Origin of the sequence: Sporosarcina sp. OR05, assembly GCF_041414805.1 — a bacterium.
GTDB classification, from domain to species: domain Bacteria; phylum Bacillota; class Bacilli; order Bacillales_A; family Planococcaceae; genus Sporosarcina; species Sporosarcina saromensis.
The window spans coordinates 80,141-105,452 of sequence record NZ_JANKJL010000009.1; the positions used below are offsets into that span (position 1 = coordinate 80,141).

Annotated in this window: 14 protein-coding genes and 1 riboswitch; of the genes, 2 read left to right on the forward strand and 12 right to left on the reverse strand. The window is 43.3% G+C overall.

Annotated elements, in window-relative coordinates; all coding sequences use genetic code 11:
• Positions 1–25: 25 nt before the first annotated feature.
• The 5 genes from aspA to NRI27_RS13225 all read right to left on the reverse strand — a co-directional run bounded on the left by aspA (position 26) and on the right by NRI27_RS13225 (position 12,541).
• Complete coding sequence (gene aspA, locus NRI27_RS13205; protein ID WP_371391115.1) at positions 26–1,444, reverse strand: aspartate ammonia-lyase; 1,419 nt, start codon at positions 1,442–1,444, stop codon at positions 26–28.
• A 188-nt stretch (positions 1,445–1,632) separates the two neighbouring features.
• The gene (locus NRI27_RS13210) at positions 1,633–3,291 is read right to left on the reverse strand and encodes a DUF4855 domain-containing protein (RefSeq protein ID WP_371391116.1); all 1,659 of its coding nucleotides are present in this window, start codon (positions 3,289–3,291) and stop codon (positions 1,633–1,635) included.
• A 666-nt stretch (positions 3,292–3,957) separates the two neighbouring features.
• On the reverse strand, positions 3,958–9,552 hold the full coding sequence (locus NRI27_RS13215) for an S-layer homology domain-containing protein (protein ID WP_371391117.1): 5,595 nt from the start codon (positions 9,550–9,552) through the stop codon (positions 3,958–3,960).
• Between the two features lie 208 nt (positions 9,553–9,760).
• Entirely contained in the window at positions 9,761–10,582 is an 822-nt protein-coding gene (locus NRI27_RS13220) for a hypothetical protein (protein ID WP_371391118.1), read from the reverse strand.
• 168 nt (positions 10,583–10,750) lie between these two features.
• A complete protein-coding gene (locus tag NRI27_RS13225) occupies positions 10,751–12,541 on the reverse strand; it encodes a S9 family peptidase (protein ID WP_371391119.1) in 1,791 nt (596 codons plus the stop codon).
• Between the two features lie 233 nt (positions 12,542–12,774).
• On the opposite strand from NRI27_RS13225, the gene NRI27_RS13230 reads away from it, so the two are divergent.
• Positions 12,775–13,182: a hypothetical protein gene (locus tag NRI27_RS13230; protein WP_371391120.1), complete on the forward strand. Its 408-nt coding sequence runs from the start codon at positions 12,775–12,777 to the stop codon at positions 13,180–13,182.
• A 116-nt stretch (positions 13,183–13,298) separates the two neighbouring features.
• On the opposite strand, the gene NRI27_RS13235 is transcribed toward NRI27_RS13230, so the two are convergent.
• The 6 genes from NRI27_RS13235 to NRI27_RS13260 all read right to left on the reverse strand — a co-directional run bounded on the left by NRI27_RS13235 (position 13,299) and on the right by NRI27_RS13260 (position 23,290).
• Positions 13,299–14,693 carry an IS1096 element passenger TnpR family protein gene (locus NRI27_RS13235; protein WP_371391121.1) on the reverse strand — a complete coding sequence of 465 codons (1,395 nt, stop codon included), beginning with the start codon at positions 14,691–14,693 and terminating at the stop codon, positions 13,299–13,301.
• An 869-nt stretch (positions 14,694–15,562) separates the two neighbouring features.
• Positions 15,563–16,255 (reverse strand): ECF transporter S component, encoded by a 693-nt coding sequence (locus NRI27_RS13240; RefSeq protein WP_371391122.1) that lies wholly within the window; start codon positions 16,253–16,255, stop codon positions 15,563–15,565.
• Positions 16,231–17,889, reverse strand: a complete 1,659-nt coding sequence (locus tag NRI27_RS13245) for an ABC transporter ATP-binding protein (RefSeq protein ID WP_371391123.1) — start codon at positions 17,887–17,889, stop codon at positions 16,231–16,233. The genes NRI27_RS13240 and NRI27_RS13245 overlap by 25 nt, the downstream gene beginning before the upstream one ends.
• Positions 17,886–18,767 carry an energy-coupling factor transporter transmembrane component T gene (locus tag NRI27_RS13250; RefSeq protein ID WP_371391124.1) on the reverse strand — a complete coding sequence of 294 codons (882 nt, stop codon included), beginning with the start codon at positions 18,765–18,767 and terminating at the stop codon, positions 17,886–17,888. The genes NRI27_RS13245 and NRI27_RS13250 overlap by 4 nt, the downstream gene beginning before the upstream one ends.
• A 17-nt stretch (positions 18,768–18,784) precedes the next feature.
• Positions 18,785–19,675: a DUF4430 domain-containing protein gene (locus NRI27_RS13255; RefSeq protein ID WP_371391125.1), complete on the reverse strand. Its 891-nt coding sequence runs from the start codon at positions 19,673–19,675 to the stop codon at positions 18,785–18,787.
• Between the two features lie 78 nt (positions 19,676–19,753).
• Positions 19,754–23,290: an S-layer homology domain-containing protein gene (locus tag NRI27_RS13260; RefSeq protein ID WP_371391126.1), complete on the reverse strand. Its 3,537-nt coding sequence runs from the start codon at positions 23,288–23,290 to the stop codon at positions 19,754–19,756.
• Positions 23,291–23,436: 146 nt separating this feature from the next.
• Positions 23,437–23,627: riboswitch (cobalamin riboswitch) on the reverse strand.
• Between the two features lie 222 nt (positions 23,628–23,849).
• On the opposite strand from NRI27_RS13260, the gene NRI27_RS13265 reads away from it, so the two are divergent.
• A complete protein-coding gene (locus tag NRI27_RS13265) occupies positions 23,850–24,296 on the forward strand; it encodes a DUF4385 domain-containing protein (protein ID WP_371391127.1) in 447 nt (148 codons plus the stop codon).
• Positions 24,297–24,500: 204 nt separating this feature from the next.
• On the opposite strand, the gene NRI27_RS13270 is transcribed toward NRI27_RS13265, so the two are convergent.
• Positions 24,501–25,205, reverse strand: a complete 705-nt coding sequence (locus tag NRI27_RS13270) for a CBS domain-containing protein (protein WP_371391128.1) — start codon at positions 25,203–25,205, stop codon at positions 24,501–24,503.
• Positions 25,206–25,312: the final 107 nt, after the last annotated feature.

Below are 25,312 nucleotides of genomic sequence, written 5' to 3' on the forward strand. Positions count from 1 at the left end.
GAAGAGAGTCTGGTGCTTCTTTTATTTATTGACTTACTTTTTCTCTCTCACGTTGAATTTCCGTCATCCGATGGGGATCGAGTAGTTTATCGAGCTCCTCAACCGTTAGCACTTCGTAACGCAAGCATAGTTCACGTATTGGTGCTCCTGTAATAAACGCCTCGCGTGCGAGTTGGGACGACTTTTCGTAACCGATATACGGCATTAACGCTGTAATTGTCCCGATACTCCGTTCAACGTATTCTTGCATCTGCGCTTCATTTGCTGTTAAACCGACTAAGCAATACTCACGGAAAACGTTGAATCCGTTCCGCATGATTGTCAAGGATTGCAGTAAGTTGTAGACAAGCACTGGTTCCATGACATTTAATTCAAATTGGCCAGCTTCAGACGCTAAACTGATTGTATGGTCATTGCCGATTACTTGGAAGGCAATCTGATTAATGACTTCCGCCATGACAGGGTTCACTTTACCCGGCATAATCGATGAGCCTGGTTGTCTTGCAGGCAAGTTGAGTTCATTGAAGCCTGCACGTGGGCCTGAAGCCATAAGACGTAAATCGTTCGCCATCTTGGACATATTGAGCATGCAAATTTTCAATGCACTTGAAATTTCTGTGTAGACGTCCGTGTTTTGGGTAGAGTCCACGAGATGCTCTGCGGATTGTAATGGCAACCCGCTTATGTCACGCAGTTGCTCAACGACTTTCTCAATATACGCCATGTTGGCATTAAGTCCAGTTCCGACTGCGGTTGCGCCCATATTAATTTCTGAAAGATGAATACGCGTCCGTGCAATTCGCTCAATATCTCGTTCAACGACTCGGCGGTAAGCTCCAAATTCTTGTCCTAGACGAATCGGAACAGCATCTTGTAAATGCGTTCTGCCCATCTTAATGATTAAATCGAATTGCTGCTCTTTTACACGCAGTTCGCCTACCATCTCCTCCATTGTATCGAGAAGTTCATTCACAAGCGTATGTACAGCTATTTTAATGGCTGTTGGAAATGCATCGTTCGTTGACTGGGACATATTAACGTGATTGTTTGGGCTAATGAACGCATAATCCCCTTTTGCGTGCCCCATCATTTCAAGTGCACGATTGGCAATAACTTCATTTGCATTCATATTGACAGACGTACCTGCCCCGCCTTGAATCGGATCCACGATGAACTGGTCATTTAACTTCCCGTCAATCACTTCTTGTGCCGCGCAAACTAACGCATGACCGATTTGTTCAACCAATCCATTCGCCGAGCAATTTGCAATGGCAGCAGCCTTTTTCACCATACCGATGGCACGAATCATTTGTGGATGAATGCGCTCATTCGTAATCGGGAAATTCTCCGTTGCACGTAGCGTTTGAATACCATAGTACACGTCATCGGGTACTTGTTTCTCCCCGATAAAATCTTTCTCTATCCGTCCAGCATAAGTTTTCATGTTAACGTTCCTTTCAAAGGTCATTTACAATAATCGTTGTTTACGCATTTAAGTATAACGTATTGAATTTTATTTGAAAGGGGTATGGAGGAATTTTATTGGCAGTGGCAGTTGCTAGCATTACTAATAAAAAAAATGAAGAGTCCATAACGAGCAAAGAAACTCTTCAAATCGCTTTGCATTAAACGTTACTTTTCTAAAAGAGCACTCAATTGATCATACGCCTTTTTATAAGGTTCCTGTTTATAATGATTCATTCTGTACACCATATCAACCCCTTGATACAACAACAAACTTTGCCCCTTTAATCCATAAAGTTCCGCAAACGCTAAATACGTCTCGAAATTCTTTAACCCGGCACCCATTTGATGAGGGGAATACGTATCAATCTCAAGTGTTATACTACTTCCTTTTATTTGCGCCTCCAAGAAAGCCTTATGCAACCGCGCCTTCGGATCGCCTAAATTCAATCGAAATGTATTCGGCTGCAAATACGCACCGTCAAAACCATACAACTTCCACTTCTCAAAATTTGTGGTGCGTGCATGTGGTGCATAAATGAACTTCTTTTTCTTTTTATGAATCGCAGCAGCCGTATCTGTTACAAGCTGCTCATCTTCTGCGTGTATGACGGTTTCATTTAACCAATAGTAACCCGTGAACGAAAGATGCTTATAGCCCGCCTGCTGCCACTGTTTCTCAACTTTCGTCATGTACCAATTCACGAGCTGCTGTCGAGCCGCCAATGTATTTGACACCTTCTTGCCATTCAAGTCAACAATCGCTCCATTACGCTTTGGATAAGGAATAGCAATATAGACATTCGCTTTCTGATTTGCTGAACGTGCCGCCTCATTCAGAGCATGTAGTGGTCCTTCTTTTGAGAAGAGCTTGTCGGCAAACCATTTCCACTCTTTATAATTCGCTTGATTTTTAGACGTCTCTTGAAACTCGCCTCCCGGATACATTCTACCGAGAACAACAAACGTATCGAACAAGTTGGATTTACCGTTGTAGAAATACGGATTAAAAAATTCAGGGGCAAAATTTTCTTTCTCAGCTCCACTATAGATGAGCACTCCATTTTTCATACTAGTAGCCGTTTTTAAATCAGCAGGTTTCTGCTCATAACGCATTAATGAATTGCTCACTGGATGCACAGTAGCATTTTCGATTCCAACAGCATAACGAATGGCTTCATCCGAAGAGGTAAAAGTCTTTACAACTTTGCCGGCCTTTTTAACGGTAAATGCATGCGGTTGATCGTAAACACGTTTCAAGAACGTAGAAAATTGTGCTCTGTTGACAGCAACAGTCGGTTTAAAACTGCCATCCACATAACCCGTTGTAATTTTATTTTCAGCAATGGCATCAATGTATGTATAGTAGGCATTACTTTTTGACACGTCTTTAAAGATCGATTTTCCAGCCCCTTTATACTTGTAAGCAACCGCAAGAGCTTTCGCCATTTCTCCGCGTGTCAAAGGCCGATCCGGATGAAAACGACCACCCTCAATCGTCAACATGCCTCGATTCGCAACAACCATCATTTCAGCATATCCACCCATCGTTGACTTCAAATCCGACGGCTTCACAGAAGGTTGTTTTTCTGCTGGCAGTTGAAGTGCACGCACTAACATAACCGATGCATCTTTCCTCGTCAAAACCTTCATCGGTTGGAATGAACCATCAGAAAACCCTTTGATGACACGCTTGTCCGTTAGAAAACGAATCTCATCTTTTGCCCAATGATCTCTTGGCACATCCCTGAACGACTGTGCTCCAGCCGAATTTACAAATAAACAACTTCCTATCAATAGGACAAACAATGATTTAAGTATCTTCATAATACGCTCCTTTATATTCAACTAAATTTCACGATGCCTCTTCACAAAGAGGTCGTCTACCTAATGTGTTCGAACATTATTAGTAAGAAAAGCTACAAACAATCCTAATCGCTTGTATAAACGTCTCACCTCTATTCCTACAACCTTTTAGATAAGGAAAATTAAACCAAACAACCAGTAAAATTATAGTCTACTCACTGCAGAATAGATAGGTCTTTTATAGAATTGAGTGAACTCATGCATATGCCTATCTAATCATTCAATTCATCCACCTCAAACACAGCATATTTCTCACGAACGGCGCATAATCACCGAGAAATCAGCATACTCCTCTCAAACGCCGCATAACAAACAAAAACACAGCATACTCCTCCCAAACGCCGCATAACCACCAAAAACACAGCATACTTCTCCCAATCGCCGCATAACCACCTCGAAAACAGCAAACTTCTCAATAACACCGCATATCCCTCCACACCCAACCGCAAGTTTGTAAAATGCATGTAGCGCGTCAAACAAATTCTCAGAAGGCCAGTTACCCACGGACCACTTTTCATTGAATAAAACGTACTGATTCAATACATTGCCCTATCCCTACGAAACTGCTCGTCTCCTCCATACCTAAAAACCTCTGCGGAAAATTCTCCACAGAGGCTTGTTTGCTACTTATAAATCTAGCATCCGATATAGAACAACCGCGGTCTCTGCACGTGTCGCCGTATGTTTCGGATCAAACTTGCCATTGGAACGACCGTTAATCAAACCAACTGCTGCCGCTTGTTGAATAGCATCTTTTGCGTAATGACCAAACAAATGCTCATCTTTGAAGGAAATGTTAGCAGCATCACCCTTCAACAATTCAGGTCGCTCGCTTTTGATCGCACGGACGAGCATTGCGGCCATTTGTTCACGTGTAATGTTTGCATCTGGATCGAATGTACCGTCATGTTTTCCAAGTGTAATTCCTGCTCGATGTACCGCCTCAATGGATTGTGCCGCCCATTGTTTGGAAGCTGGTACGTCCGTAAACTTCCCTTCGTACGCTTCTAATGGAAGCTGGAAAACTCTTGCTAAGAGGACAGCAAACTCAGCTCGACTCACTTGTGCGTCAGGGGCAAACACCGATTCCGTTTTACCTTGCGTAAGGAGACGGGCATATAACGAATCGATCTCTTCTTTTGCCCAATGTGCTTGCGTATCTTTGAAGTTTGGCGTTTTCGATACGACTGCTACTGTTGATGGTGAAGTATGCATCGTCCACATTCCAGCTTTCTCTGTTCCGCCAGCATATGCCCATTTGCCATCTCTCCAACTCGCTCCCGTTGCCTGATTACGATCCAACGCACCTTCTACTTTTAGCTGAATCGGTAAAGCGAGGTTCACCGGTTTATTGCCAATTGTTACACGAACATCTAGCACGTCACTCAGCAATTTTACCTCATCAGACTTTTCCGCGGCTTGTATGCTTGTAGCCTTCCCAGTACTAGAGAAGTCGCCAGAAGTTTGTACAGAAATTGCTTTGTTACCAGCTGTTTTTACAATTGTTGCTTGCCCATCATTTGCAGTGTCATCCATTTTTTCTTTAACGGCCAGCTCTACAGTCACTTTTTCATCTGTTACAGCTTGCAACACATCTACTGGCAACGTCACTGCATGGCCTTTTTTCATTTCAAAAACGACTGGAACATTCGCTTCACGTGCCGCCTTGACGACTTCATCCGTCATCTGCCATTTCATATCTGCCTCTTTTGAAGCAGTCACTTTCCACGCTTTTTCACTTTTTTGCACGCTATCCATTGTCACTTGCACGGTTTCCCCATCAGTTGGCGGCAATTCTGGAACAATCACATTCCCGTTATCGTCGCCATTGTCAACTTCCTTCTGTCCCGTCACAAACGACCAAACACCTGAACGGACTTCTCCGCCAAATGCGTCTGACACTTTCGTATACCAGCCATGCTTACTTGTTGGGAGGAGGTTCGTCCAATTTGCCTGTGCCACTTCTCCGTTTTCAATTCCTGTATCTGTGCCAATTTCCGTATTTGTAAACACTTCCACTTCGAAGAAATCCGTAGCGACCAACTTCTCAACGGGTGTCAAATCTACGTCGATTGTAAATTCATCTTTCCCTGGGTAATCAACCGGATTGTAGTAATTGTATTGATCCAAATATGGAGAATACGTTTGAACATGGATTTGATTTTCAAGCGGATTCACTTTCAACAGACGCATGAAGCCTTGCCCGCCTTCAGGTCCCCCTTGGTAGTCCGCCAGCATTTGGTACACTTTCCGATCCGCAATGCCGTCGCCGTCATCGTCAATTTCATCGATTAATGTTTCACTATCATGATAGTGTCCAGATAATACAGCAATAACATTCGGATTACCCATCACAACTTCTTCGTACACTTGATCGCCAATTGGGCTACGATTCCCTGAAACGAGCAAGTATTCATGGAAAGATAGAATCGCTTTCCGATGCGGATTTTCCGCTAATACTTTATTAATCCACGCGATGTCCTCATCATTCACACCCCATCCCATGTATACCATGATGAAGTCATTGCCATTTGCGCTAATTAAATCATAATGTCCACGGTTGTTTTTATACGACTCACCGTAATAGTCTTTGCCGTTAAACCGTTGCTCCCCAAAATATTTACCATACTCATCGTAATCACCTGTCTTGTGGCCGACATCGTGGTTTCCTGCCAACACGCCGTATGGAATATTCGCTTGTTCAAGCGTTCCCATATACTCATCGGCACGTTGCCATTGAATGGGTTCGTGTGCTTTATCGACAAGATCACCTGTATGGAACACGTACTTTACGTTCAATTCATCTTTTATTTCCGCAATCCATTTTGTCATTCGATCAAAGATGTACGGATAGCTCTCAGCATAATATTGTGTATCCGACATCCAGATGAATGAATAATCGAATTCCGTAGTTGCAGCAATTTCGTCTTGAACGAGGACTTGCACTTTCCCATCTATGATATAATCATTCCCCACAACACTGCCTGTCAACTTAAAATTGGATGCATCTTTAGCAATCTTCCAATCCCGCAGTTCCCATTTGTCGATAACGTTGTTCCAAACATACATGGACACTTTCCGACCAATATGGGACTTTCCTTCCCAGTTCAGGACAATTTCATCATTCTCGGACACTTGCTCATCGAGTTCCACTTCAAATCTGTGGTACGGGAATTGGTCCATTGAAGAGGTTTCGATGTATTCACCGTCTACTTTTGCAAGCTTTTCTTTGTCCGAAACAACAACCTCTCCTGCCGGAATCATCGTTTTCGGTGGTTCCGTATCACTACTATTTTCAAATACAAGCATTTGTTCATCCGTTGCACTGATCTCAAAGCCTTCGAAAAATGCGACGTTAAGCGTATCTTCTGTCGGATCGGCTACTTGTACTTTCAATGTCACGCCATCAGGGTTTACTTCAATTGCTCCATCTTTTGGGGCAATCGGTTCTGGCACGTAAGGTTTTTCCTCAACGACTGTAAAATGAATAGTTTTTTCCGCTTCGTTCCCTGCTGTATCGACAGCTTTGTACGTAACGCTATGCGCACCAGCTGCTAGTTTTGCAGAAGATGTTTCGTATGGCAACGTGATTTCTTGTTCATCTAGTGTTGCCGTTAATGAAGAGACACCAGAATGCTCATCCGTCACTTCTGCATGTATGGTAAATTCACCTTTGTACGTTTTGCCTTCTTCAATGGAAGGCGTTATGGTCGGCGCAACATTATCGACGATAACATTTGCAACTGCAGGAATTGATCCTTTCGCTTCGATGACATGCGCCCCATCTTGTACTGCGGTCGTATCCCAACGGTACGCTTTTGCCGTATACTTCTCAGTCGGAATCGTAAATGCAAATTCGAACGCCTCTTTCGCACCGCTTCCATCTCCAACTAACAGTTCTTTTTCAGTATTAGCATAGACCGGATCATATAAAGTAGTTCCGTCTTCCAATACAAGCCGTACATTTTTCACATAAAAGTCATCTCGGTTTTCCTCTGATTCTGGATCGAACGGTGACACTTTCGTACCTGATCGAATGGCAATTTTCGTCGCCTCTTCAGGTGTAAAATATTTTGGGTCAACAGGTATCGTAAGTGTTTGATACGTATTAATCGTATCGTCGAAAATATGGAGTATTTCGTCTCCAATTGTCACGCCGTTTTTAAAATATAAGTTCACTTTCTTCACGTCAAACGCGAAATACGCTTGTCCTGGTAATGCAGCGAATGTTTCTGCTGTCACGTCTTCATTGTCAATCAATAGCGATGCATCATGCCCGTATGCTTTTAACAACACTTGCTCTCGAATAAATGCTCCCTCTCCGATATTCAAACCGATATCATCATATGATTCATTCTCAATCGCAATCGTCGTAAGTGGGGAGTCCACTACATTCGTCCCGTCCGATACGGACACATAATAGTGCAAACTTTTCTTTCCAAGCAACTCAGGAGAGAAAATTTTATGTGTAAACAACTTCGTGTCGTAGTTTTTCGTTAAGTACACAGATCGAAATGCATCTTCTTCTTTTGTCTTGTAAAACAATTGGACAGTCTTCACAGAATGATCGTCTTGCGCGTCAAACGTCAATGTCACATTCTGCTTGTCTGACACAGTCCCTTTTGCTGTCAAATCCTCCATCGTAGGGGGTTGTGTATCAACCGGCAATTGCACCTTCACTGTAGGGACTTGAACCGTCGCGACCGAACCCGGTGTTGCAGGCTCCAACCCAGGGCTATATTTTTTCATTTCCTTATTCCCAGGTTCTCGCGGGAATGTGTATTGAATTCCTTTATCCGGTTGCGTGTCATCGACTTTCGGATCATCGAAATAAGAAGCAACCGAAATGTCTTCTCCTGCATTTGTAGCAATGGCTAATCCACGCGGGCTACTGTTCGCCATTCCTCCGACATGCAACTTGACGATATCCACGTTTTCCGTCAATTGCACACCATAGTTCGCATTGAAATCTTCTACTGTTTTTGCCCCATTGGCACTGTTGATGACCCAAAATACCATCGTTTCACCAGATGGAAGGATGAGGTCTTTCACTTCAGGCTTCCAAAGCAAGTCTGCTTGAGGACCTTCCATTGTATAACGGTATCGAATTGTATAATCATTCAAATTGATAGCCTGTGAGGAGTTATTATAGACTTCGATGAACTCATACCCATCCAAACTTCCGACATTCGTCGAATCAGGCACGAGCTCGGTCACTAATAGTGTAGGAACTTCTTGAGGATCAAATGGCTGTCCTTCAATCTGGATTGTGTATTCACTTGTGGAAGCTGTATTCTGCCCGTCAAACGCTTCTATCCGATACGTCAGTTGTTTTGTATACAGTTCCTCAGCAGGGATTTCCACCGCAAAATTATCACCAGCTGTACGGTTCATCTCTCTCTCCAGCCAAACGCCTTCATTGACAGATCGATAAAACAATTTAACAGCTTGTACATGGATGTTATCCGTTACCTCTGCTTCAATCGACAATGGTTGAGCGCTATCCGCTGTTTGGACAGGTGTATGCGTAATGACAGGAAGTTCTCCATCCACTTCGACCGGGGCCTCAGGAAGCTGTTCCGCCTGTACAGTTCCTGGATTCGGAGCAGTTAGTTCCGGATATGCTTCTGTCCCTGTCCCGTCTGCCGTTAATCGGTAACGAATACTTTTATCTTCCACTACTTGATCCTTCGTGTATCGGACCGTCGTAAAAATCATACCGGATTGGTCTGCAACTGACATTGTCCGCTCTGCCGTATTCGCCATACCAGCTGTTTCTACATACGTTAGTTGAGCATCGGGTATTGTTGTGCCGAACGCCTCATTGAAATCCGCATTCGTAAGATGAGCATTGTTGTCATTTTTCACCCATACGACCATCGTCTCACCCGGAAGGATCTCTTTGTTCTCAACGAATTGCCAATCCGTGGCACGACCGTCCGGATAGCCGTACACCAGCTTAATGTCGCTCAGCTGAATCGCTTCACTTCGATTGTTATACAGCTCAATGAACTCAAAAGCATCTGCCGACTTACCGGGTACATTGACACTATTCGGCAAAAGCTCCGTTATAAGTACTTGTGGGTAACTTGCTTGCGCAACTTGACTACTTCCAACATCTGAGAAAGACTCCGCTTGAATGACCGCATAAGGCGCTAGCCCAGAGAATACTAAACTACTTGCCAAGACGGCCGAAAGCATGGACTTCTTTTTCAATACCACCACAACTCCTCCTCTATTAAACAATCAACCCAATTGTATAGATTGATTGTCAACGGCGTATGGAGGTGGTGTAAAGAATGTGTAAAAAGTTCGATAATTAGGTGTAGTTCGTTAAACGATTAATAGACATTTTATGCGAATTAAAGATCTTAAAGAAGCACAATAAAAAATACAAGAAGGCGTCTACCCTTCCTGTATTTTTGATTTACTATACTTGTTGCCATAAACTTGCCAAGTAGCTATAAATGGCTGCATCTTCCAACACACGGTAGAGCACGTTACATGCGATAACAAGTAACAGGGCAAAAACGGTAAATCCATATACGGGATCTACAGCTTTAGGGCGCTTCGATAAGAGAACACTTACGACATAACTTGGCGCCAGCATGACCACATAGAAAAGACTAGCAACTAGCAGGAGGCTGCCATAATACCCTGAATTTACGAGTAGCAAGCCGCAAGCAACAAGATTTATGATGATTGCGGGAAGTGTGTGAGCGCTATAGACGATCAACATCTTTTTACCTGAATCATCCGGACCGAACAATTTATTGGCAATGAACAATGCAAGGATTACGACTGCCATGCAAACGACAACGAAGAGAAAGACGGTAAAGAAGACTGAAAATGCGGATGGGCTGCCATATTCGTTCATACCTAGCACTTCCATGTTGCCGTAAGATTGTTGCAACTTCTCTTGAATGGCCATGAACGTCGCTACACCAAACAGAATCGCATATAGAAAAAGAGAGATGATGCCATTGATAAATTCAGGCTGGTGTCCTGAAAAGCTGATGGATGGGTGTTTCACATGTGCAAAGAAATACGCTTTGTATTGGCTGGCTTGTTCTTTAAGTTTATCGAATTGAATGGTCGCGTTCACTTTTGCAATCTGGCCATCCCCTGTCCGTTCGTCATGTGGTACAGCGAGTTGACTGGAAGTAGTTGCGCTCGACCTGCCCAGTGGCGTTCCACACTTCCAACAATAACCCGCGTTCGCTTGTTCATTCCCACAATGAACACATTTCAATTTGTCCCCTCCATTATTTAGTAGATTCCGTGGTGAGTGCTTTGTTACTACTGTATTAATGAGAGAGGAGAGGTAGACCTGTTTGTTTTATAGGAAGGTGTTTTTGAGGGTGCAGGACGAAAAAGATGGCACTTGTTCAGCGAAGCAAGTGCCTTCCTCTCACAAATTTCAGTTTTGGTTCAAGTGGCGATTAAGAAATTGAACCGTTTTGATATGTAATGCTACGTGATTTTCAATTTTGGAAGTTTGGTGTCCTTCATCTTCAAATACAATGAGTTCTACGTCTCGGTCCCTAGATTCAAGATCTTGTACAAGCTGTTCGGCTTCACTCACTGGGACACGCGAGTCATTTCTGCCATGGAAAACGAGTAAGGGAGCAGTAATGTTCTCAGAAAGATTCATAGGTGCTATTTTATCAAAATAGTCACTGTACACATCTAGAGAACCATACTCATACTCTCTTAACCCCCTTCTCCACTCACCTGTATTTTGTAAGAACGTTTTTAAATTAGACATTCCAACAATATCTACGCCAGCAGCCCATAAATTTGGATAGTGCGACAAAGCAGCCAATACCATGAATCCACCGTAACTTCGTCCCATAATGCCGATTTTATGCGGAAGAACTTGATGAGCATCCGTTAATTCCTTCGCTAAACTCGCCAAGTCGGCGACAGCGTCCAATCGTTTATCTGCATCGTCAAGCTTTATATAACTTCTACCATATCCTTTGCTACCTCGAATGTTTGGTGCTACGACTGTGAAACCTTGGTACACAAGAAATTGAAAAATCGGGTTATACTCTGCTTTTGTCTGACTTTCTGGTCCTCCGTGTACGTAGATGATTGCAGGTTTATTGTCAGGCTGCCCTTGATGATACATAAAATAAGGGATTTGGAGCCCGTCAAAAGATCTATAAGTATATAATCCCGGCTCCACCAAATTTCTAGATGTTTCAAATTTCCCGATAGACGTTAACCTTGTTACTGTTCCACTCAATCGATCATATTCCCATACATCTCCAGGCTCGGTTGGTGTTTTCAGCGTAAATAATAAAGCATTCTCTGATCGCCAAGACATCGATCCGATGACACCATTCGGTATATTTTCTACCCATTCCCATTCACCTGTGGACGTATTATACATGCCTAACTTCGTCATTCCTCCTTCATTCAGACAAAACGCTAGGACATCCTCTTTTGGGGCTAAGCTGATTGCGTCTATATCCCAAGAATCCCAATGGAGCAATTTTGTAAGTTCATCAGGTTCATCTATTGAAAATGCGCTAAGATACAACATTTCTTCATTCTCATCTGTAAGGACATAACCTACTTCTCCATCTTTTTTCATAACGGGAGCTTCATAACGCGCTAGCACATCATGATCGCCAATTTGATAATGATTCCCTGTTTGTAGACAAACAACATGAATGGTGCTATCAATATTCGTTTCCTTCACATTGACGAAAAGAGTCTGTTCATCCACCCATCCGAGCGGAATGCAATTTCCGTTGTGCGTAAAAACTTGCTTCACTTCTTTTGTATCGACGTCCATTACAAATACATCAAAATAGCCCGGAGACCGTCGATTGCTTGAATAGGAAATGTATTTGCCATCTGGTGACCACCCACCACAGTGATGAAAGTGTTGCAACGACTCCACAAGCACTTCAGGCGTCCCACCTGCTGCTCCTACAATATAAAGTTGCTGCTTTTCATTTCCTTCACGATCTATTCCAACGACGGTTCTATCACCACTTGGTGAATGATAGACACTTTGAACGCGATCATGCGCATGAATAAATTGGATGGGCTCATCGTTTTCATCCAGTTTCCACACTTGTGGAAGACCCGATAATTTAGAGAGGAATGTGAAATCACCTGTCCTTTGTATCGCTTGTACGTCGTAAGCTGAATGTACTGTTAATAAATCTAGTAATATATCTTTTTGATCAACCATCGAGTATCCCCCTATTTTTGTAAAAACCGACTTAAATATTTCAATAATTTATACTTTAGAGTAAACTTAGGTGGTATTCAATTAAAACAGCTTATACTAGGACAACATGCGCTACCTTTATTAATATATGTTACAATCGAACATAATCGGAATAATTAGACACAAACTCTTTATTTGGACGCATAATAAAATTCCAAACGAAACAACCAATCACAAACGTCATGGAGGTTCCAATGAAAAAGAATTTCGCCTTGTTGACTGCATGGGCTATTTTGACCCTTTCTGCGTGTACCAGTGAGAACGAACCACTTGAACGTGCAGACGCGTCCACCGTTCCAACTGAAGTCCAGTTGCCATTACCAAAAATTTTAGAGGTTCGAACAGATTTTGAAGAAAAACATGGATGGGTCATCGTTCCGAAAGATGCACATTCAATGACCATTTCAGTGGAAGCAGAACATGTGGATACGATGCTGTTTTGGATAGCGCCAACGGGAACAGGAACTTGGCGTGAAAGAGAACTCATTGGTTATGACATTGATGGCAGCGATGGTTGGTGTCCATCACTTGGGATTTCGGAGATCGGATTTTCCATGATCACATTTCCATTCAGGCACTCGGTAGTGACAGTTCTACATTAACAGCCACGTCAATAAATGTGCATTCAGAAGATGAGACGATGGGAGATTAGAAATTAAGCATAAACAAATAAGTGCCTGCCCTTCATTCATAAAAGGACAGGCACTTCTTATACGTTTTACCCACAACACTTCTTATATTTTTTACCGCTTCCACATGGGCACGGCTCATTGCGGCCAGCTTTCACTTGAGCATGTTTAGCTGTTGCAATCATACGCTCTTGTTCATAGGGTTGCAACTCTTCGGGTGTGAAGCCACGGTTCTCCCACAGCCTCGTTGTGTTGGCGATTTCAATAATGACGCCGATATAACGTTGTGCTTTTTCTACAGAGAGTTCCAATCTTTGAAGGAAGTCAGAGAGAGGCGTTGTGAAGGCACCGCCACTAATTTGCAAGTTTACGACGAGCTCATGCACTTCTTCTTCAATATCAATCGCTGTTCCGAAGTCTTCTTTTAACATCTTTACTAATTTCTTTTGAGCAGGTGTTCGTTCGTAATAATGATCATCGACGTAGCGCAAAAGCTCTATTGCATCAGGAATGTAGAAAGGCTTTCCTTCCGCCGCCTTTCGTAATGCTATACGGTCAGTAGGATCGATTAATGCTTCTGCAACAAATGTATCTTGTTCGGTATAAGCAAACCGCGCTTCCAACTGTTGTTGAACACTGTCAGCACGTACAAGCTCGTTTAGTGTATTTAAAGTAATGGAATCACTGTTTTGCTCATTATAAATCGCCACTACTTGCTCCATCGGCACAATACCGTATAAATTTGTGCATGCGACAATATAATCGAGCAACTGTTGGTCCTTTTGATTAACTTCCTTTTCTGCTACGACTTTTTCTTCTACTGCCTTTTGTGTCGAGGGACCGCGATATTTATCGGACAACACTTCATAATTCCGATGATCAATTTTGTCCCATTCTGTCTTTTGATACTTGGAAAACTTCAGCATATCGTTTAGGAAATGAGGATCGTACGGGCGATATTGTTGTGATTCTGCCCATGCACGGATTTCTTCATAATCGGGATCTGTCGGATTATGATACGTTAGCAGAAATTGCTCATACCCCGGTGGCCCACCAACATCTTCGGGAGGCGCAGTCCCTTCCCCGTCAAGTAGTGTAGGAAAACCGAAATAATAATCATCCACGATAGCTTCCAGTTCTACGAGAATCCGCCAATCGTCTCCGCTATCATACCGATACATAAGTTGTCGGTTTTTTTCTAAGTAGCTGTCGATTTTCAAACGAGATGGACGCTTCAGCACTAGGCCATTCAACCTTGACTTGCCATATTGTTCATGCATCGCTTCATTGTTTGTTATAAGCATCCCATCGACTTCCATCTCAAAAAAATGATAGGGCTCGTCCATGAAAAAACTCTGAAAGTTCGTCACGCGCTGGATGATTTCATGCAAGCGGTTAAAAGTCGCGCCTGCTGGCATGGCCACCCGTCGCCAAATTTTCGGTTCAATCTGTTCAAATGTTATGTTAACGATATACGCTTTCAAAAAATCGCTCCTTGCTCGAGTTTCTTGTTTTTTTACTGTATCACAAGCTTGGCATTTGTGCTGATTTGATGAGTTTGGATTATGAGGAAATTGTTTAAATATGCCGCGTTTGGGTCAAGTATGCGGCGTTCTAGGTTGATATGCGGCGTTTCTAGGATTTATGCGGAATTCCTAGAGCATTAAGCGGATTTTGCAGACATTGTTTAGTCCGCGGGGAGCGGCAGATGCTAACTGGTTTACGCATCGCGCTGAATGCCTTTGAGCATATAAAGGGTTTAATTTAAGAAATGTGCTATGGATACGAGACGTTTTTCTTCTTAAAAGAAGCTTGCGTATCTCTAAATTACTTTTTATTTACACGTTATGACGGAGTTTCGATACTCGTGCGTCGTTAAACCACTTTTATTGACGCGTTATGCCGGATTTTCGGTGCTCGCGCGTCGTTAAACTACTTTTATTGACGCGTTATGCCGGATTTTCGATGCTCGCGCGTCGTTAAACTACTTTTAGTGACGCGGTATAACGAAATTTCGATGCTCGCGCGTCGTTAACTTAATTTTTATGACGCGGGATGACGGAGATTCGTTCATTGCGCGTCATTAAAGTTCTTTTGAGAAGACGCGTTGAATAATTGCTGGAAAGGAATTAGAACTAGCGGCGTTTCGTTGAGATATGCCGCGTTTCAAGGGATTAGCGGGAATCTAATAAAATTTGCAGCGTTTGTAGACAAAATTTAGTTTCGCGGGCAGATGTTATGCTGACAGGTTTACTCATCGCGCTACATGCCTTTGACCAATCATCTATGTTTTTTCATTGCATGAAAAAGGAGTCCTCTCCCTATTCGAAGGACTCCCTCTAGCTACGCGTACCTATGCAGTACTGAGTAGGCCGTATTTGCGTTGGACGCGTTGTAGGATTTTTATCCAGCTCGCACCGAAGACGACGAGGAAGAAGACGTTGGACAATGCGTGGGCCAAGTCGAAGTAGATGCTAGATACATAGATGCCGATGAAATATTCCCATGAAAGGGCTTCGATGTTGCCGACAATGATCCATAGATTCATGAACCAGCCGAAGACGTAGCCCCATACAAATCCGAAAATACTTTTTCCCCACAGCGTTTTCATCCACCACAGATTACGTAGGAGTCCTGCAGACATACCCATCATACCCCACGCGTACATTTGCCATGGTGTCCACGGTCCTTGACCAAGGAAAAAATTCGAGACGATTGCCGCCACTGCACCGACGATAAATCCCGATTCCGCACCGAATACGAGGCCCGCCATGATGATAATGAAAGAAGTAGGCTGGACGCTTGGCAAACCAGCGAATGGAACGCGGCTCACCGCTGCGATTGCTGCCAACATGGCGAGGAGGACAATTTCGCGTCCTGCGACTTCTCGCCATTCAAATCGGATGAAGAATGGCACCATAATGCAGGCAATCATGAATAAACTGAGCAATAAATACGCTTTATAGTGGAACACGACGATTGATGCGACAAGTAGAATAAGCAAGACAACCGAGACGATTGCTAAATAGTTGTTGGAACGCGCCATGTTTCAATCGCCTCCTCGTATGTCAGCACTTCCGCTTGTCTTGTTTCACGCGTCGCACGATTGATGGCCGTTGTGTAGAAGTAATTGCCTTTGAACAGCTCATCAGGTGTACCGCTTGCAGCAATTTCACCGTCAAACATCATGGCACATCGCTCTGCGTATTGTGCTGCAAATCCAATATCATGGGTTACCATGAAAATCGTCAACCCTTGCTGTTGGAGATTTGATAACAATTCACCCAAATGTTGCTTTGACAGCGGATCCATCCCTTTTGTTGGTTCGTCAATGAACAACATGGACGGTTCACTTAGCAGTAAACAAGCAAGTGCTGCCTTTTGTACTTCACCGCCTGAGCAGTCGTACGGGTGTCTGTCTTGTAAATGTGAGATTCCAAAGGCCTGCAAGTACTTGTCCATTTTCGCTTCTACTTCTTGAACGTTAAATCGTTCACCAATGCTGCGTAACTCATCTTTAATTGTTTGTTGGACAAAAAAAGTTCTCGGATTTTGTGGTAAATAAGCGATCTGGCCGAGCCACTCGTCATCTTTCATTTTCCGTAACTCACGACCTTCCCATATGACCTTTCCACGTTGCGGGCGTATGCTTCCTAGACTTGCTCGTAACGCAGTCGTTTTGCCACTGCCATTCCCACCGACTAATGCGAAAAATTCCCCTTTGCGCACTTGCAAATGAAAGTTTTTCAATATAAATGGACTGTTTTTCTTATACTGGACGTGAACATCTTTCATCTCCAACAGTACATGCCGGTGCTCTTTTGCCAAGTCCACCTTCACCAAATCAATTGGAACTTGTTCATCCATGCCAATCCATTGCTTACACGCTTTCACGGTAAGCGGGATGGCACTTCGCTGTGGATCCGGCTCAAATTCCATATAAAGACGTACGAATGCAGGCAAATATGGATAGAGGTGCGTCACTCCGTCTCGGTAAAGTTGTTCAATGATTTGGCGACTCGGTCCGTTTACTAGCAGTCGTCCATGCTCCATGAAGAGGACTCGGTCTGCCATCGCATACAATTCTTCCAATCGGTGTTCCACGATGATAATCGTCATGCCTGTTTCGTTGTTCAACCGTTCCAGCATGAGGAGTAATTCTTTTGCTGCGACGGGATCGAGTTGAGAAGTAGGTTCATCCAATACTAAAACACGAGGTTTCATTAACAACACAGCGAGCAAGTTTAACAGTTGCTTTTGACCGCCAGATAGCTCGGATGGTTTAGCGCGCAATAAATCTTCGACGCCGAAAAAGTGCACCATTTCTGCGACACGTTTACGCATTTCAAAGTTGGAGTAGCCGAGGTTTTCGAGTCCGAAGACGATTTCCTGCATGACTTCATTCATGACAATTTGGTTGTCCGGGTCTTGGGAAACGTAGCCAATCTGTTCGATGAGTGTTCTGGGTTCCCAATCATCTACTGGCTTTCCTTTGTAAGTAATCGTACCCTCAAGCGTTCCAGCTGGCGCCAATTCCTTTTTCAACAGTTTTAATAATGTCGATTTCCCGCTTCCACTAGCGCCGCCGATGACGACAAACTCGCCAGTGTGAATGGTAACGTTTACGTGTTGCAATGCCTTTTCCTCTGCTTCTGGGAAAGAAAAGGATACGTCCTTCATGCAGAATAATTCCATTTCAGCTGTTCTCTCCCTTCTACAACAATCGGAAACACGCACATGGCCATACTACTCCCCAATACGACCCAATCAAGCGGATACAAATGGAGCGTGCCAAGCATTGGATAGATGACGATTTTTCCATAACCGAGTAATCCGCCTAGCAATGAAATGGTGAAAGCCATTGCAAGATAAGCTAGCCATTTCCAATCTGTTGGGGTCATTCGATAGGGAATATACGTTGTACGTTTGCCTGAGCCGTATCCTCTCGCTTTCATTGAATCTGCTGTTTCGATTGCTTCTTCGAGCGACCAGGCGAGCAAGATTTGAATGATTGCCATTCCGTTTTTCGCCCGCTGGCGGACCGTTCCTTGTTTAGTGGACATGCCTTTCATTCGCTGGACGTCTTGGATTTCGATCAAACGAGCCTTTAATAGCGGTACGAAACGGATTGACAGCATGATGAGGAATGCCGTTTTCGGTAGAATTCTTGAAAAAATGTACAGCAATTTATTGCCATTCAACACGATGTTTAATGAGATGAACAGCAATAAAATGATTAGCAGTGACATCGATGTGACGACACCGTACAATGTCGCCTCCAGCGTCACTTGCTTACCTCGGAAGTAAAAAAGGATATGTGACCCGCCCGAGTTGAGGAATGGGTTGATCATGACAATGAGTACAGTCATGCTGATCATGAGTCGCGTCCATTGTTTCATCGCCCGACTGCCACCGACATGCGTTAAATTGACCGCAATGAGTGCAAGGCAGCCGGCGAATAGAAACAGTGGATGATTGAAAAACATGGCGAAGAAGCCGGCACATAGATAATAGAAAAACAGTACAAAAGGGTGGATCGTATGAATGCCGTTCCCCATTTGGTTATCCCCTTTCACTAGCGACGGAACGGCTGTAAGTTTGCATTCAAATCCACACCGAGATTCGTCGTATACAACCATTCGACGCGGTCGCCATCCTGTAAGGGCACTACGCCCGCGCCGCGATCAGGAAAAATGCCGTTGACTCGATACATCCAACCACTGCCTTGGCCTCTGTCGAATTCGTAAACGTTATCGATGCCTTCGACGTATGCAGTCGCTCCTTGTCCGCCACGATAGTCCATTTGAATTTTTTTGCTTTTGGTAATGGCGATAAGTGCTGACAATACCGAGTCGCCGTCTTGGATGTCCATTTCAGTCGGTGCGAGCGGGACTTCGGTGGACGATATGACGATGGAATAGACGACTTTGCTGCTTGTAGGTTGTGCGGGTGGTGTCGGTTTTGTTGCTGGCTTGTCGGACGGTTTGGTCGTTGGTTTTTCTGTCGGTTTGGACGTTGGTTTGTCTGACGGATTAGTCACTGGTTTTTCCGCGGGTTTTGCTGCTGGCTTGTCAGACGGTTTTTCCGCTGGCTTTTCTGCGGGTTGCGTTGCCGGTTTTTCGGTTGACTGCTGAGCGGGTTTTTCAGTCTTATGAGCAGTTGTTGAATCGGATTTGCCATCCTTTTGAGCTGCTTTTTCAGGCTGTTTACTCGGTTCGGTATCTTTCATTTCAGTCGCATTTTCTTCAACTGACTCGGTTGTGCCCGATGCAATGTCCTGACGTTCATTTTCAGTGTTAGCCGTTTGTTGCTCACCATCTTCTTGCTGAGCAAGCTCGACCGTTTCGCTACCACGGTCTGTATCTTCAAGGCCGGTCGGTTTTTGCAAAGATGTTCCGCATGCCGTTACTAAAATTGCGAGCGTTACCATGATGAGTAGACTTGCAAATGATTTCCAAAGCTTCACAACGATGACTCCTTTCCTCATGATGTGCGCCATGCATCTGTGCTGAATGCATGGCGTATGATTGAATTCGTATTGTACTTATTGAGCTTGTAAAAATTGCACGAGCATTTTCGTTCCATGTGCGCGACTCGCATAATCGGTAGGCATATACTGTCCATTGACCCCTACCGCCATTTTGAAGTCGTACAGCATACTGACTGCTGCTTGTAGTTCATTGGTTGAATACTGCATATCTGTAAATGGTGCATTACTGTTTCTTTTGTATGTCTCTCCGTTTTGGATTTCATATGCACGGTAGAAGAGGAGAGCCATTTCTGCACGTGTAATTTCATCCGTCGGTTTGAACTTGCCACCGACACCTTTAATTAGCCCGTGATGATATGCAGCAGCAATATCTGCTTGTACTTCATCCGCATAATTTTTAGTGTCTGTAAATGGACTTTTCTTATCGGTTTTCAAGTCGAGTGCGCGGACGAGAATTGACACGGTTTGCGTGCGCGTTAATGTTTCACTTGGTCTAAATGTGCCATCTTTATAGCCGTTAATGATGCCGAGTCCACTAGCTTGCTGAATGTAGTCTGCTGCCCAGTGGCCTTTTACATCTGTAAACGGCATCGGAGTCGGTTGAATGGTTACTTGCTCAAAGTTGTATAAACGACCTTTTCCTTTATTAAATAAATCGTAAGCGACCAATGCTTGTAGTGCTTGTTCGGTCGCAATGGCGTTCGACGTTTTATCACCTGCCACATGTTTAAAGCCACCGTCAGTCGCTTTAAAACTGAGCAGATGGTCGATCAAGTTTGTGTGGCCTTTGGTGAACTGTTCACTTCTTGGATCAATGCCATTGGCCGTCAAACCGATGATGACTTGGGCTGTTGCTTCGCTCGTCACGCCTCCAACAAACGCTTCATCATAGCCACCTGTCGAACCTTGCGCTTTTGACAGAAAGGCTACGGAATTGTCGATAGCCTTTTTGACTTCTGGTTGCTTACGATACGGTGCCAAAGCCGTCAACGCCATCGCTGTAATGTCAATACTTGTCGAGCCTTCTTTTGACGTTTCCAAACTCCAGGAACCATCATCTTTCTGCGTTTTCAGCAATTGCGCAACTAACTTTTCACGTGTCCATTTTGCGTTCTTCGGTACTTCGTAGTTTTTGGAATCCAACGCAATCAACGCGAAAATGACACCATTATTCCCTTGGAACGTCAAACTATCTTCGCCCGTAATTCGTGGTTCACTGTTGTAAATTTTATCAAGCAAGTTAAAGCCTTTCCCGTCCACATTCGTTGGGTCAATGCCTAACACACCTGCCGTCATGACGAGGCGCTCAACATCTGTAATCTTCATACGACCTTTTCCAGATTTTGAGATAATCTGGTCTTGTACTTGCTCATGGAATGTCTTTACATAACTTTTCGGTACGTTAATACCAGATTGGAAGAGGCCAATTGCTTCCCAGTCACTTTTCACGCCATCTTTCAAAAGCTTTTGTTGTGTGTCTTTTATGGATGTTGAAATTTGTTTTGCCGCGTCTTCCGGTAATTGAGGGGGTATAGTGTTATCACCCGGTTTGTTTGTTTCAGTGTTATCTGGTGGATTCCATGAATGGCCAAGGTCTTCACCGAGATTTTTCGTATATTGCCAACGAAGGACATCGCCATCTTTTAACTTGTAGATGCCCGCACTGAACTCAGGGAAAATGCCATTGACGGAATACATCCAACCGCTCTGAGGACCCCCGTCAAATTCAGCGAGGCCATCAATTGATTGAACATAAAGCGTAGGACCATCACCCGTTGCACGAATAGCAATGGATCTTTCCTCAGCAATGCGTTTGAGCACTGTATACGCCGTATCTCCCGGTTGAATGGCTGCTGTTGTTGACGATATTATGTCCCCTTGCCCCATCGTTCTCTTCTCCACTGAGAATGTCACAGTACTTGGTGATGTTGGAGGTACAGAAGGAGAAGGCTCACTTTTCTCATACACTAAAAACTGTGTGAAATGTTTGGTCTTTATAACGAGATCGTCGCCTTCTTTATATGAAAATACATCGTGTTGAGAATCCGGAGACATCTTTGGAATTTCTGCGAACCGACCAGTTGTATCAATAAAACCTGCTTCTTTATTTCCAAAGCCCGCCATGCGTAGGGTGACATGTCTGTCAAATACGATCGACTTTTCTCCGCCAACTTTTATATGTGTTTGTATGGATTCTAATGTACCGTTAATGCCGTTAGAAATTTTATCATGCTCTTCTTGAGTTGTAGCTTTCTTAGTTGGAACTTGAAGTAAACGATCCCAGTCTGACGACGTTACAACGGTCTCACCGTCAATCTCTAATGTAGCGCCTGCGCGCTCTGCTGTTATTTTCGGTAGTGTTGCTTGATTAATTTGTAAAACGATTGGCTTTTCCACATCAACATGTTCATAAGTAGGTAATGTATACTCTTCACCCCCTACAACAATAGGTTCATGCGTAGGATCTTCTGGTTCAGGTGGATTTGCGGGATTTGTAAATTGATACCAAACTGATTTACCTGTTTTGATTTCCTGTAATGCAATAAGGGATTGCTCAGTCGCCATCATGTTCGTTAATAGATGGTCTTTCGTATACGTAAATGCCCCATTCGGTAACTGGAATGTCCCTAAAGCATCTAGGGGCGTCAATCCATTTTTAGTCCACTTTTCAGAAGAAATATCTTCACCAATTGCGACTAGTCCTGAAACGACTGTTGCAATACTATTCGAATTTTCTTTATTGAAAGCAGCCCATCCCGCGGTGTCAAGTTGAATAGTAAGCAGAACTTGCTTTGCACGATTTATTGCTTCTACTGCTGCACTTTCATCTTGGTAATTTGCAAGGGGGAGGAGTGCCATTCCTGTCATATCTGGATCTACCTTCGTACCGTAAAAGGCAAATCCACCGCCTTCTAGTTCTTGAGATAATAAAAAATGTAAAGCTTTTGTCTTTGCATTTTCATCCCAAGTTCCAACTGGATACCCTAATCTCTCTCCAGTATCAAGTGCAAGCATCGCCCACATATGTTTATTGACAGCACCAATTGAACCGTCTACCTCTTTTTGTTGGGCTGCTAATTCTGCAAATAGATTTCTTTTCGTTTCCCAAGCTGCGGACGGGTCCTTATCTAACGCAAGTAGTCCGAAGATATAGCGGATATGTTCTGTCCCTCTATTATTCTCAGGTAGGTATGGTTCATTTTCAACCCAATCAGGCAATACTGTCGTTTCTTCATGAAGGTACTTACCTACCGCATCCAATGCTACAATTTCAGTCCAGTTTAACTCTGGAATTCCCCATTGAAAAAACTCTTTGTTCTGTCGTCCATTTTCATAGAACGAAAAGACGTTTTGTAAAATAGTATCAACGGATGCAACTGGCTGTTCTACTTGTTCAGTCAAAAGTTCTTCAGACAAGTCGTTCGCTTCAACGTCAACTTGCTGTGCTAATCCATGTTCTTGATTTCCCTTTCCTAGTTCTTTTTGTTGCAATTCTGCTTCACTTTCCGCTTGTACATTAGGCGCAAAAAGTGAAATTACTAAAAGCATACTCATCACGGATGTAAAGATTTTTCTACTTATTTTCCCCAACATGTCTACTTCCCTTCTCATTTAAGTTGTAGTGAAAATATAAAAGCCCTCGCCTCCAGATGAGAGGCAAGAGCATATGTATCGTACGTATTTACAAGCAAGGACCCATTGTAAAAATACATCATGCAACCTTTCTCCGGAAGGCGTATCGCATTTATATTTTGGCAAGTCTCCTGACTTATAGGTATCCATCGTTCCTTCCGCCTTCCCAGTTAGTTAACCAGTGGCATTGTAGAAGTCACTCCCTATTTACAGTGGCCGGACCGTTCAGGATTCTCACCTGATTCCTTTTTAATCTTTGCGAAAACTGCAAAGAACCAAAATATGCTATTCAATTCTCACTAAGCATATAGAAAGTCTTGGAAAAAATCAATAGCCCACTTGACTGATTATGCGTATCGGCTGAATAGCATGAATTGATCAGGTGCCTGTCCCCCGTTTAATTCTGATTTGTTTTGGGGACAGGCACCCGCACAATTCAGAATTGTTTTTTCACAATTTTCATCTTCGTTTGACTTGTGGGTTTTCGGGAATAGGTGGAAAAAAAGGGGTGAGGTCGGTGGCTTTTGATTATGAATTAGATTACAGTAGCCTCAATTTGCGTGAGAAGCCTGAATTGTATCGGGTAGGACGAGGAGAACAAGGCGTTTTGCTTGTGGAACCTTACAAGAGCGAAATCTTGCCACACTGGCGTTTTAAGACGCCTGCAATTGCTCAAAAATCTGCCGAAAAGATTTATTCGATGTTTGAAGCGTACCGAAAAAAGGATGATTTCGTTGGGATGGATATGGCTCGGAAATTCATTCAAATGGGTTATACACGTGCACGACGTTACGCCAATTATAAGGGCGGGCGCAAGTATAACGAGGATGGTTCGGTGAAAGAACGCGATATTGATGCAGGTAAAGCAGAGTCTGCTGCTATCTTTAAGGAATACTGGGATAAGATACGTGCAGACGAGGATTATTTGAGGAGAAAGAGGGCTCATCAAAAAGCTTATGGATGATCATATAATTATATACAACCGCTACATAAAACCAGCTGTCACATGAGAAAATGCATTAATCTTCATAAAAAGTTCGCGTGAAGCCCAAGATCTACACCCAGCTTCACGCAATCGATTTATAGAATAGCATAGCAATTTTTGACTGCCAGACGAACTTTGTAGTTTCATTAATATACTTCTGCCTAATATACAGACTGTTCTGTCCTATCGTATCCTTAACAAATCAAATGGAGTAATAATACCAATCAAATCTTCGTCAGGTTCAGCATTTTCTGTTATGAGTAACGCTTCCAATCGAGTTCCCCTTGAAATGGCCCTCTTAAAATAATCATCCGCTTCATACACAGAAAGGTCTTTCTCGACAAACTCGAAAGATTCCTTTCGTTTTTCATAGTTATAAACTGTAGAAAGTGTCGGTATTTCCCGGGAAATCGAATCTTCTGTCGATTGACCCGCCAACCAATACGTAATACCTGCTGCAGTAATCAGACCTTTAAACTTTCCCTCCTCATAAATCGGCACTTGGCTGAACTTATTGTCACGCATCATTCGTAAAGCCAAGGTCAAATGATCACTCGCTTGCAATGTATGTACTTTGCATCCAAATAATGCACCAACACTTAGTGGATTGCTTAGTCTTTGTTCAATTTCTTCGATTCGTTCAACAATGTCATCATGAGGTTCTGCAATTACATAATCGATATCTGTTCGATGATGAACAATTGCATTCCGCAAATCGCCAAACTCCCTTAAATCATCTTCGTACTTGCGAACAACGGAATTTTTTATTTTCGCTTTATCAATAAGTCTATAAAACGGTAAATAACCATTATCATCTACTTTCATTGATAAAGTTTTTTCAATCCGGTTGTAAGCCACAATAAAACGATCGGAATTTTTCACACCCATCTCATTCATCTCCTTTCACCAAGTATACCCAAAAACAAGCTAAATCCATAATTCCCAACAGTTAGACAGTAGAAAAAGCTCTGTGCAAACAGCTGCGTTGCACAGAG